We start from the raw sequence: 11,953 nt of genomic DNA on the forward strand, positions 1-11,953 counted from the left end.
TAACACGATTGACTGTTAATTTAACAATCATTAAAACGTTCGCATTGGCGTCCGGCATGTGATCGCCGGATGCACTCGGGGGATTTCTAGCACTTCGCACGACCGAGGAGACAGCGACATGACCGACCTGCTGCACCACGCCAGGGTCAGCCGCGGCCAGTTCCTGCGCATGATGGGCGGTCTGGCCGCGGCCACCCTCGCCACCACGGCCTGCTCGACCCGACCCGAGACCACCGCCACCACCGGGGGAGGCGGGGCCACCACCGAGCTGAAGTTCATCGGCGTGGCCGACCAGAAGACGCCGATGGACGAGCTGGCCGCCGCCTACGCCAAGGCCACGCCCACCGTCCGCATCACCGCGTCCTACGCGCCCACCGACCAGGTGCAGACCTCCGTCCGCACCCAGCTCGGCGCAGGCAACGCGCCCGACCTGCACGTCGTCTACCCCGGCAGCGGCAGCGCCATGTCGATGACGCAGATCGCCCAGGCAGGCCTGCTGGCCGACCTGTCGGCGCAGGCGTGGACGCAGACGATCCCCGCCGGGTTCAAGCCCGCCTTCCAGCTCGACGGCAAGACCTACCTGTACTCGGCCGGCTCGTCCGTGATCGGCGCCGTCTACAACAAGAAGGTCTTCGAGCAGGCCGGGATCGACGCGCCGCCCACGACGTGGACCGAGTTCCTCGCCGTGTGCGACAAGCTGAAGAAGGCCGGGGTGACGCCCATCGCGCTGGGCGCCCAGACGCCGTGGGTCACCCAGCTCATCACGTACGCGCTGGTGCCCTCCACCGTCTACGCCAAGGACCCGACGTTCGACGACAAGCAGCTCGCCGGGCAGGCCACCTTCGCCGGCTCCGGCTGGCGCCAGGCCATGGAGATGTACCTGGAGCTGCAGAAACGCGGCTACTTCAACGACAAGCCGAACGGCACCACGTTCGAGCAGCAGACCTCCATGGTCGCCACCGGCAAGGCGGCCATGGCCATCCAGGTCTCCGCCGTCCTGCCCGACTTCCGCAAGGCCGCCTCCTCACCCGACGACCTGTCGATGTTCCCCGTGCCGGGGGCCGACGACGCGAACCAGGTGTGGATCCCGGCCGGCGTCGTCGTCGGGCTCGGCGCCTCCGCCAAGGGCCGCAACGCCGAGCAGGCCAAGGCGTTCATCGACTTCCTCGGCCGCCAGGAGAACATCAACGCCTGGGCCAAGGCCATCGCCGCCATCCCGCTCACCCAGGACTCCAGCTCCACCATCGACCCGGCCGTCCAGTCGTTCCTGCCCTTCACCAAGGACCGCGCCGTGCCGTTCATGGACCAGCGCTGGCCGAACGCCGAGGTCCAGCCCACGCACTTCGCGGTCGTCCAGGAGCTGCTGGCCGGCGACGCCACGATCGACGAGGCGCTGAAGAAGATGGACGAGGCATACCGCAAGTGACTCCCGTAACCGCGGGCCGCGCCCGCCCCGCGCACGTCCGGCGGCGGCGGCGCTTCTCCGCGGCCTCTCCCTCCTGGCTGTTCGCCGCGCCCGCCCTGGCCGTGTACGCGCTCATCGTGCTGTACCCGGCCGTGGCCGGCGTGATCTACGCCTTCACCGACTGGAGCGGCATCGGCCGCGACATGTCGTTCGTCGGCCTGGAGAACTTCCGCACCCTGCTCGGCGACGAGCAGGCCATGGGCTCCATCGGCAACACGCTGCTGCTCACCGTGGCCATCGTCGTCGTGCAGAACGGCGTCGGGCTGCTGCTGGCCCTCGGCGTGCACGTCAAGCTCAAGAGCCGGGCCCTGCTGCGCGTCATCTTCTTCGCGCCCGTCGTCGTCAGCCCCGTCATGGTGGCCTTCCTGTGGAAGTACATCTACAACCCCGACCCGTCGGCCGGCCTCAACGGGCTGCTCGGCCTGCACGTCGACTGGCTCGGCGACCCGTCGATCGCGCTCTGGTCGATCGCCGGCATGGTCGTGTGGCAGAACGCCGGCTACTCCATGGTCATCTTCCTGGCCGGGCTCGAAGGCGTGCCGCGCGACCTGCACGAAGCCGCCATGATCGACGGCGCGGGCACCTGGCAGCGCTTCAGGTACGTCACCTGGCCGCTGCTCGCCCCCGCCCTGACGATCAACCTGATGCTCTCCACCATCGGCGGGCTCAAGCTCTTCGACCAGGTCTTCGCCGCCACCAACGGCGGCCCAGGGTACGCCACCGAGACGCTGTCCACGGTGCTCTACAAGCAGGCGTTCGTCTTCGGCAAGTTCGGCTACAGCACCGCCGTCGCCCTGGTGCTGGCGCTGTTCGTGGCCGCGGTGTCGCTCGTCCAGATCTACTACCTGCGCAGCCGGGAGGTGGCCACGTGAGAAGGACGTTCGCGCTCGAGATCGTCATGATCGCGGTGGCGGTGGCGTTCCTGTTCCCCGTCTACACGCTGATCTCGCTCGCGCTCAAGGACCCCGGCCAGATCGCGCGCTCCCCGCTCGCCCTGCCCAGCCCGCCCACCTTCGACAACTTCGCCAGCGCCTGGACGGCGGCGGCGCTCGGCCCGTCGCTGGTCAACAGCACCGTCATCACCGTCGTCAGCCTGGTCGCGCTCATCGCGCTCGGCTCGTTCGCCTCCTACTTCCTGGCCCGCGTCCAGACCCGCCTCGGCTACGGCCTGTACGTGCTGTTCCTGCTCGGCATCGTGCTGCCCTTCCAACTCGGCATGATCCCGCTGTACGAGCTGGTCAACGACCTCGGCCTGATCGGCACGCACGCCGGGATGATCCTCTTCTACACCGGCATCCAGCTCCCGTTCACCATCTTCCTCTACACCGGCTTCATCAGGGCGCTGCCCCGCGACTACGCCAGCGCCGCCCAGATCGACGGCGCCTCGCACCTCGTGGCGTTCACCCGCGTCGTCTTCCCGCTGCTGAGGCCCATCACCGGCACCGTGCTGATCCTCAACGCCGTCTTCATCTGGAACGACTTCTTCACCCCGCTGGTCTACCTCGGCGGATCCGGCTTCGAGACCGTCCCCGTCAGCGTGTTCGCCTACGTCGGCCAGTACGTCTCCCAGCACGGCCTCGTCTTCGCCGGGCTGGTGCTCGGCGCGCTGCCCATCGTGCTGGTCTTCCTGGTGCTGCAGCGCTACGTCATCAAGGGCTTCGCGAGCGGACTCAAGGGATGAACGAGATCCACCGGACTCAAGGGATGCGCGAGATCCACGACATCTTCCGCGCGCCGCCGCGGGCCTTCTCCCCGGCGGCCATCTGGTGGTGGAGCGGCGAGCCGCTGCGCCGCGACCGGCTGCGCTGGCAGCTCGAACGCCTCGTCGCCGGCGGGGTGCACAACCTGGTCATCCTCAACCTCGCCCCCTCGGGGCCGATGTTCGGCGCCGACGCCGACGACCCGCCGTTCCTGTCGGACGCGTGGTGGGAGCTGCTGGACGGGGTGTGCGCCGACGCCCATGAACTGGGCGCCCACCTGTGGTTCTACGACCAGCTCGGCTTCTCAGGCGCCGACCTCCAGGCGCGGCTCGTCCAGGAACGTCCGGAGTTCGCCGGGCAGTGGCTGGCCCCCGACGGGACCGTCACCCTGCGCGGCTTCGACTACCTGTCCCGCGAGGCCTGCCAGGTGCTGCTCGACCGCGTGCACGGCGAGTTCGAACGGCGGGTCGGGCACTGGTTCGGCAAGGTCATCGCCGGGTCCTTCCAGGACGAGCTGCCCACACTGCCCACCTGGTCCGCCCGCTTCGCCGACGAGCACCTCGCCCGCAGAGGACGCCCCTACTCGCCGCAGGACCCGCGCGCCTACCAGCTCACCCGCGCCGAACTGGCCGAGGAGGCGTTCTTCCGGCCGCTCGCCGAATGGCACGAACGCCACGGCCTCATCCACGGCTGCGACCAGCAGGACCCCGCCCGCGCCGGCCACCCCGCCGACGGCGTGAAGCTCTACGCCGACTACGCGCGCACCCACCGCTGGTTCGGCGCCCCCGGCTCCGACCACCACGGCGACGCCCGCCTCCACTCCTCCCTCGCCCACCTGTACGGACGGCCTCGCACCTGGATCGAGGCGTTCCACTCCAGCGGCTGGGGCGGCACCCTGGAGGAGACCTTCGACTGGCTCGTGCCGTGGCTGCGGGCCGGAGCCACCCTCTACAACCCGCACGCCGTCTACTACACCACCAAACGCGGCTGGTGGGAGTGGGCGCCGCCGTCCACCGACTGGCGGCAGCCGTACTGGCGGCACCACCGCGTCTTCGCCGACGCCGTCACCCGGCTGTGCGCGGCGCTGTCGCTCGGGCGGCACGCCTGCGACGTGGCCGTCCTCCTGCCCACCGCCACCGCACAGGCCGGCATCGGTCCGGACGGCGTCGCGGACGCGGCGGCTGTGCGGGCGCAGGAGGTGTACCGGGAGCTGGTCGGGGACATGGCGTGGTTCGCCACCTCGCCGGGGGTGCTGGATCGGCTCGGGCTGGACGCGGACGTCATCGATGAGGAGTCGGTGCGGCGGGCCGTCGTCAAGGACGGGCGGCTGGCGGTGGCCGGTGAGGCTTATCGGGTGATCGTCCTGCCTGCTGTCACCACCTTGGACGAGGAGGTGGCGGCTCGGCTGGCGGAATTCGCCTCGCACGGCGGCCTCCTCATCGCCGTCGGCGCGCCGGACGTGGGCGCGGTTGTGTCGTCCGGCGGTCCGCAGGCGGGCACGACAGCGTCGCCCGGTGGTCCGCATGCCTGCGCGACCGCGTTGCCCGGCGATTCCGAGGCGGGCACGACCGCATCGCCTGGAGCCCAGGGGGTGGGTGCGGCTGCGTCGCCCGGAGCCCAGGGGGTGGGTGCGGCTGCGTCGCCCCGCGTCTCGGAGGCGGGCGCGGCTGCGTCGGCTGGCGGCCTGGTGGTGGGGGCGGCCGTGGCCGATTTGGGCGCTCGCTTCGTGGCCTCCGCCGACCGGCTCGGGGAGGTGCTGGAAGGGCTGGAGCGGCGGGTCGAGGCGCCCGTGCCCGCACTCGTGCGCGAGCACGGGGAGACCACCCTCGTGTTCCTGCCCGCCACCTTCCCCATGGCCAGCCGCATCCACGTCGGCCGCCCCGACGAACGCGGGGTGGACCTGGGCTGGCTGGACGCCGTCATCGACTTCGACCCCGCCCGGTACGCCCGCGAGATGCCCATCACCGTGCGAGGCGTCTCCGGCACGCCGCTGCTGCTGCGCCCGTTCGCCGGCGGCGACCCCGTGCCGCTGCCGCACACCCGCGACGGCGACACCGTCCAGGTGGTCGTGCCCTTCGACGACGGGCCCGCCGCACTCCTGATGTTCGACGGCACAGAAGCCGAGCCCCCGGCGCGGCCCGCGTACCCGGCGGAGAGGGACCTGGGCGACACCTGGGACGTCGAACTGGTCCCCACCCTGGACGACACCTGGTCCGACTTCGGCACTGGCTCCGGATTCGGCGGAGGCGTGGAGTGCTGGACGTTGCGGACGCCGGACGGCGAGCCGGTGGACGTGACGTTCGGGCCGCACGGCGAGCAGCGGGTCGGCGACGGCCCATGGACGCCTTCCGTGTGGTCCGCCTCGCGCGGCCTGCGCAAGGACCCCGTCCACCGGGACGTGCTCGGCCCCAAGGGACACGTGCCGGTCGAGTTCCTCGCGTTCGGGCGGGTCGCGGCGGGCACGGAGGCGCGCTTCCGCACGGTCGTCACCGTCCCGGAGGGCGGCGCCTGGCTCGCCCTCGGCGCGGGCGCGGCCAAGACGCTCACCATCGACGGCGCCGCACAGCCGCTCGACGACCGCGGCTACTCCGCCGTCGCGCGCACGCCCCTCCCGGCCGGCGCGCATCTCCTGGAGCTGCTGCTGGTGCCGGACGAGGAGCTGGACCTGCGGGCGTACGCCTGCCTGGTGCGCGACCCCGCCGAAGCCATCCGGCCGGAGTGGATCGCGGGCACGCCGCTGGAGACGGTCGTCCACGTGCGGGAGATCGGCGGGCGAGAGATCGACGTGCGGGAGATCGACGTGCGGGAGATCGACGTGCGGGAGATCGGCGGGCCAGAGTTCGGCGGGCGAGAGATCGGCCTGCAGGGCAGCGGCGGGCGGGGGAGCGGCGGGCGGGAGCTGCTGCAGGTGGCGTCCACCGCGTTCTGCCGGGTGCTGGTGAACGGGGTCGAGGCGGGGCGGCAGGGCGGGTTCGATCCGTACGCGGAGGCCGACATCCCGCGGGTGCGCCGCTACGACGTCACCTCCCTGCTGCGGGAAGGGGCCAACACCGTGCGCGTCGAGTCCGACGGGTGGGTGCTGGTGGACGGGGTGGCGGTCTCGGGGCCCGGCTGGTCGCCCGCGACCCGCGTACGACGACGGCCGCACGGCGATCCGGCCGCCCTCTGGCTGCTGCCCCGCCCGCACCCGCTGCCCGAGGCGGGATGGCTCGACGGCGGTCCCGTCGCGCTGCCCGCCACGTTCGCGGTGCCCGGCGCCCGGCCGCGCGTCGAGCGGTTCCTGCTCGACCCGCCACCAGGAGCGACCGGCGTCGAGGTGAACGCGGCGGGCCGGTACGACGTGCGGTGGCCGACGGCGCCGGTCGAGGTCGTGGTGCACACCACCCCGGACGCCCAAGCCGGAGCGGCCCTGACCGGACCGGTCCGCTTCACCTGCGGCCCCGGCCGGATGCGGCTCGGTGACTGGGAGGAGCAGGGGCTGGCCGGATACAGCGGCGGCGTGCGTTACCGGACCACGGTGCCCGCCCGCCGCGGCCCGGCCCAGCTCGACCTGGGCCGGGTCAGGGGCAGCGCCGAGGTGAGCGTGAACGGCCGCCCCTGCGGTGTCCGCGTCTGCTCCCCGTACGTGTTCGACGTGGACCTGGACGACGGTGACAACGAGGTCGAGATCCTCGTCCTCGGCACCCTGGCCCCCTACCTGGACGAGGTCAGCCCCACCCACTTCGTCTTCCCCGGCCAGCGCACCACCGGCCTGTTCGGCCCCGTCCACCTGCGGGAGACCGGCTAGCGAGACGATCACCGGAATCAGGTGCGACGATCGCCGGAGCCGGAGCCGGAGCCGGAGCCGGAGCCGGAGCCGGAGCCGGAGCCGGAGCCGGAGCCGGAGCCGAGGGCGGGGGCGGCGGGTTGCGGAGACGGTGCGGCGGGCCGGTCACCGCAGCCGGGTGCGGCAAGCTCCGCCAGACTGCTGCTGTGCACACGACGTCCTCACCCATGATCGCCCTAACCCCCCTCCTGCCCGTGATCATCCTCCTCCTGACCGCGCTGGGCGGCGCGGTGGCGTGGCTGGGGCGGCTGGGGCACGGCAAAGCGATCGTGACGGCGTGCCTGCGGGCCGCCCTGCAGCTCGCCGCCGTCTCGCTGGTGATCACCTGGGTCGTCGCGTACTCGGCGGCGGTGGCGGGCTTCATCCTGCTCATGTACGGCGTCGCCGCCTTCACCGCCGGACGGCGCGTCACCGGCGCAGGGCCCGGATGGTGGTGGGCGGGGCTGCCGATCGCGGCCGGGACGGCGCCGGTGCTGGCGATCCTGACCGGCAGCGGCGTGACGCCCACGTCCGCGATCGTGGTCATCCCGATCGCGGGGATCCTGCTGGGCGGCTGCCTGACCGCCACCGCGCTGGCCGGGCGGCGGGCCGTGGAGGAGTTGCGGCAACGCAGGGGAGAGGTGGAGGCGGCGCTGGCGCTGGGGTTCCTGCCACGGGACGCGGCCCTGGAGATCTGCCGCCCGTCCGCCGCTGGGGCGCTGGTGCCCGCGCTGGATCAGACGAGGACGGTGGGGCTGGTGACGTTGCCGGGGGCGTTCGTGGGGATGCTGCTCGGCGGGGCGAGCCCGATCGAGGCGGGCATCGTCCAGCTCGTGGTGCTGGTGGCGCTGCTGGCCGCGGAGGCGGTCGCGACCGTGGTGACGGTCGAGCTCGTCGCCCGCGGCCGCTTCACCCAGCCCGCCGGGCAGGCCTGAGCCGCGTCCCGCATCCGCCGCACGCCCCCGGGGCTTGACCTCATTCGCGCGAGATCCTCACGACGGCCGGTGCGGTTACTCGCGTCCACAGACACGTCTCACTTCTTGCCGAGGATGGCGCGGACCACGACGGCCACACCATCGAGTGCCGCAGGCAGATCAGCCGGCCTTGTACGGCGCACCGCGAGCCAGACCATAACGACCGCCGCGACCGCCACGATGAAGACCACACCGACGGTTGTCAGAGCGGTGAGAACTAGCGGATCCATCCGAGCCCTTCCCCTTTCGAGGTGTTGCTGGTGAAATCCCAGTCAAGGGCGGAGAGCGTACGAAGGGCAACGGAAGTCGTACGGATCGGATTTCTGGCGTTCAGACGCAGGTCGTGGCGTGGTCCACGGGATGACCGGTCGTACGGCTCGGACGGACGAGGTCGGGCGAGGGGGTACGTGAACGTGGCGCGCGGCCGTCACAGACTCCACCGCGAGCTCATGCGCCTTGAAGAACAACTGAAGGAACTGCCTGGCCTCTACATCAGGAAGAGGCTTCTCGACGACATCCACGACGGAGGAAGCGGGCGGTGGCTGAGCCCGCAGACTGTGGCGGGATGGCTGAAGCAGGGACGCGTGCCCAATGACTTTGACGATCTTTGGGCATTCGTCCAAGAGTTGCTTCGGAGGATCTCGTCCAGGGGTGCGCTGAGCCATCGACGGTTGGAACAGAAAAGAATCGAGTTTCGAGACCTGTGGGAGGCCGCCAAAGAGCAGGCGGTACCCGACACGCGGCCGGTCGATGTGGAGTCGGAGGACGCTGAGTCGCGCAGCACGTCGTTGTCCGGTGAGCTTGCCAAATACCTCGACGCGACCCGCCTTGCTGCGCTCGAGCACCCGTATCCCGCAGTCCTGCCGGGCACTTGCCTTCCCCCGCTGTCGCAGGTCTACGTCCGGCAGCGGGCAGAGGCACGGAGAGCCGGTCAATTCAGCAAGGGGCCGGACCAAATCATCTGGGACAGGCGGTCGGCAGACGACGTCGTCAAGGGAGATGCTCCCGTGACGTGGCTGCTCGGCGGACCTGGCGCGGGGAAGTCGAGCCTGCTGCGGATGGTCGCCGACAAGCTCGCGCAGAAGTGTCTTAGCGACGGTGGGGCAATCGCCAGGCCTCGCCAGCCAGAACTCTCAGGGGCGCTCCAAGCGTTGTCCTCGCCGGACAACGAATCTCCGGATAAGCCGCTCTTCCCGGTCTATGTCCCAGCGCACGCTTTGATGCAGCCGGGCTCGTTCGCACAGCAATTGGCACATGCCATCGCGCTGCAGCTTAAAGGTCATGACTACATTCCGCTGGCCGACGCTTTCTTTCTCGGCCCGCCGATGCCGGGTGCGCGGTGGCTGATTCTTGTCGACGGTCTGGACGAGATCGCGGACGTCGACGAGCGCCTCAAGCTGCTCAGAACCATGCGCTCCTACAAGAAGGGCCCCTACCGGTTTGTCATCGGCAGCAGGCCTTTGCCGGACTCCGAACTGGCAATTCTTGACGAGGAGAACGGCACGGGCGCGGTACGCGAGAAGAAGGGCCGTGGTGGGCTTCGTGGGCTCGATGAGCTTGCTGGCCGCCGAGATGTCGATGATCTCGATGCGGAGAACGGCCCCGCCGGACGGTACGAACTGCTTCCGCTTGACGTGAGTGAGTTGCCGGTGTTCGTCAGAGGCTGGATGGAAGCAGCTCGCGTGCCCGAACCAGCCCCTGCTGTGGCCGCCTTCATGCACCAGGTCAACAGTGGAAGGCTACGAGAGCTGGTCAGGAACCCGCTCATGGCCACCATCCTCTGTCAACTGCACGCGGCCGATCCCACGCATCCCCTTCCCAAGGGCAGGTACGCCGCTTACCAGCGATTCTATGAGCTGCTGTGCGACAGACTCTACGACCCCTCCTCGGCAGGGGTTAATTACCAGCTCCAGGCACAACTGCGGGGTTACGGCGCTCAGGCCTCGTGCGCGATCAGTAACCTGCCGAGCAGGCTACTCGGCGCTCTGGGGCAGGCCGCTTTCGTGCAACAACATGAGCATGTGGGTGGCAGTGCATGGGAGCAAATCAAGACGTCTGTGGTCCCTCTGCGGCCCGATGACATGCCAGTCGGCAGGTGGGACGCTCTGACGGAACAGGTATTGCGTCGCACGGGCCTGGTGGTGGTCAGAGCGGGCGACGTCGTCTTTGTGCATCAGACCCTGGCCGAGTTTCTGGCTGCCAGACACGCCGCCCGTGATCCACGGATCGGCGAGAGTGAACTGCTCAGGCTCTCAGGCAAGAATGGCCTGCGTCCGACGTCATACCTGACCTCTTACGATCGGTTTCTGGTCGCCGCCTGGATCGCGGAGGATCGCTGTCCGCTAGGCCTGCGCGAGCTGATCGTGGATCTATCAGGCAGCTATAGTTCGGCGGCTGGGATCGCTGAGCTGATTCGCGACGGGGTGGATCTTGGAGACGAGGTTCGTGAATCAGTGGCCGGCACGCTGCGGAGGATGGCTAACGGCCGAGGCCTCTCAAAGACCATGGTCGCCGCCGAGGACTTGGCCTCGGTCGATGTTCCGTCGGCTGTGGAGGTGCTGTCCATCGTCCTCAAGAACCCGACAATCAGCTTCCTTGACCGTGCAAGCCTGTCGAGAAAAATCATCGAGTTCGATCCGCTGCGTGCTGTGGATGTGTTCGCCGAGCTGTCCATGAGCCGGCGACTCAACATCATGTATCGCGACCACGCATCCGACTACTTGACGGAGCTCGACCGAGCGCGCGCCGCATCGGTCATCGTGGAAATGGTCCGGGAGCGGGAAGGGGACGCCAACGAACTCATCGTGTTGATTAAGAAGCTGTTCAGGCTGGATATGCCTGTCGCTGTCAGCATGTTGACCGACGTCCTGGACCGTCGCACCTGGAAGGAGCCGCACCGATCGAGGTTGCAGACGTGCTTGGGGGAGATGGAGTCCTCCCTGCAACGTTCTTACAGGAGTATGGTCTCCGACGATGAGCCCCGCTCAAGTCGTCCTGGGATCTGAATCGGCGGGCCTGCTCCGCGCGGATGTCTTCCGCCACGTTGGGCCTGACATCTTGCCCGAGCGCCCGACGAACGCCCCGCTGCACCACGGTTGGGCAGCGCCGGAGGTGAGTTCGAGGTGGAGACCGCCAGTGCGAGCGACAGCAGGCTGCAGGGCGACTGACTCTGGGCGGGCGTACGGGCACATCTACGGCCCGGGAAACACTCGACGCCGTGGGCGGCAACGTCCGTGAGATGCGGTCCTAACACAGCCTCAGCTCACCCTTCCTTTTCCGCCGTCGGTGGATCGCTTCGAGCACCGAAGACCGATAACCAGGATGGAGACCTGGCAGGGTTGATCAGTAGTCGTCCGGTTGAGAGGGCGCTCGATGGGGAGCGGACGCTGGAGGTCATGTGGTGCGTGCGTCGAATTGATTCGGCTCCGCAGGGAGCGGTGGATGCGGCCAGGACCGGCAGATCCCCTGTAAGCCCGGGCCGTGGTACTCGCCAGGTTGGGCAGGCCTCCTGCCGCCTCAACGGCCGCCTCCCGACCGAGCGTAAGGGGCCAATCCATCACCGCCACCTGGTCGCGACCGAGACGCGATCCTGCAGTGCCCCGGCTACATTGCCGCAGGTCTGGCGGCCATGGTCCAGCGGCACAGCCGGGTGCCCGAGGTGGGCAGGCGCGTACGAGCCCAATCTGCGAGGACCGTCCTGGATGTCAACGAACGATCGATCCCAATGGATGGCTCGTGCTGATCTGAACTTGCACGTCACTGGCCTGCTCGTGATCTGCGGGCGATCTACTGCCAGGGCGAACGCGATGCGTGCTGGTCGGCGCGGCCCTCTAGGTGACTGGTGTTTTTTGATCTCTCTCGCGCTGGTCTGTCCTCTTGTGCCAGGGTGATCGGTGTTGGTCACCGGGCGTGGGGAGAGATCGAGCGATGGCGGTGGGCCAGACTCCGATGCAGCCGGGGTTGCTGTCCTCCACGGTGAGTTTCGTCGAGGGGCGGATTGCGCCGAACT

At 69.4% G+C, this 11,953-nt stretch carries 8 protein-coding genes; 6 read left to right on the plus strand and 2 right to left on the minus strand.

Features of this window, described 5'->3' with window-relative positions:
* Positions 1–118 precede the first annotated feature (118 nt).
* Genes ABD331_RS59035 through ABD331_RS59050 form a run of 4 tightly spaced genes read left to right on the plus strand, consistent with a single transcriptional unit; the run spans position 119 to position 6,952 of the window.
* Complete coding sequence (locus tag ABD331_RS59035; protein WP_344496091.1) at positions 119–1,426, plus strand: extracellular solute-binding protein; 1,308 nt, start codon at positions 119–121, stop codon at positions 1,424–1,426.
* A complete protein-coding gene (locus tag ABD331_RS59040) occupies positions 1,423–2,337 on the plus strand; it encodes a carbohydrate ABC transporter permease (RefSeq protein WP_344496093.1) in 915 nt (304 codons plus the stop codon). Before ABD331_RS59035 ends, ABD331_RS59040 begins: the two co-directional genes overlap by 4 nt.
* Positions 2,334–3,146, plus strand: a complete 813-nt coding sequence (locus ABD331_RS59045; RefSeq protein ID WP_344496095.1) for a carbohydrate ABC transporter permease — start codon at positions 2,334–2,336, stop codon at positions 3,144–3,146. Before ABD331_RS59040 ends, ABD331_RS59045 begins: the two co-directional genes overlap by 4 nt.
* Positions 3,143–6,952, plus strand: coding sequence for a hypothetical protein (locus ABD331_RS59050; protein ID WP_344496097.1), 3,810 nt, complete (start codon positions 3,143–3,145; stop codon positions 6,950–6,952). Before ABD331_RS59045 ends, ABD331_RS59050 begins: the two co-directional genes overlap by 4 nt.
* A 17-nt stretch (positions 6,953–6,969) precedes the next feature.
* Here the strand turns inward: ABD331_RS59050 and ABD331_RS59055 are convergent, their stop codons facing one another.
* A complete protein-coding gene (locus tag ABD331_RS59055; RefSeq protein WP_344496099.1) occupies positions 6,970–7,143 on the minus strand; it encodes a hypothetical protein in 174 nt (57 codons plus the stop codon).
* Between the two features lie 42 nt (positions 7,144–7,185).
* Here ABD331_RS59055 and ABD331_RS59060 point away from each other — a divergent pair, with 42 nt between their 5' ends.
* Complete coding sequence (locus ABD331_RS59060; RefSeq protein ID WP_344496101.1) at positions 7,186–7,905, plus strand: ABC transporter permease; 720 nt, start codon at positions 7,186–7,188, stop codon at positions 7,903–7,905.
* A gap of 98 nt (positions 7,906–8,003) precedes the next feature.
* On the opposite strand, the gene ABD331_RS59065 is transcribed toward ABD331_RS59060, so the two are convergent.
* Entirely contained in the window at positions 8,004–8,174 is a 171-nt protein-coding gene (locus ABD331_RS59065; RefSeq protein ID WP_344496103.1) for a hypothetical protein, read from the minus strand.
* 177 nt (positions 8,175–8,351) lie between these two features.
* Here ABD331_RS59065 and ABD331_RS59070 point away from each other — a divergent pair, with 177 nt between their 5' ends.
* Positions 8,352–10,949: an NACHT domain-containing protein gene (locus tag ABD331_RS59070; RefSeq protein WP_344496105.1), complete on the plus strand. Its 2,598-nt coding sequence runs from the start codon at positions 8,352–8,354 to the stop codon at positions 10,947–10,949.
* Positions 10,950–11,953: the final 1,004 nt, after the last annotated feature.

It is taken from the genome of Nonomuraea monospora, assembly GCF_039531895.1.
In the GTDB taxonomy this organism is placed as follows: Bacteria; Actinomycetota; Actinomycetes; order Streptosporangiales; family Streptosporangiaceae; genus Nonomuraea; species Nonomuraea monospora.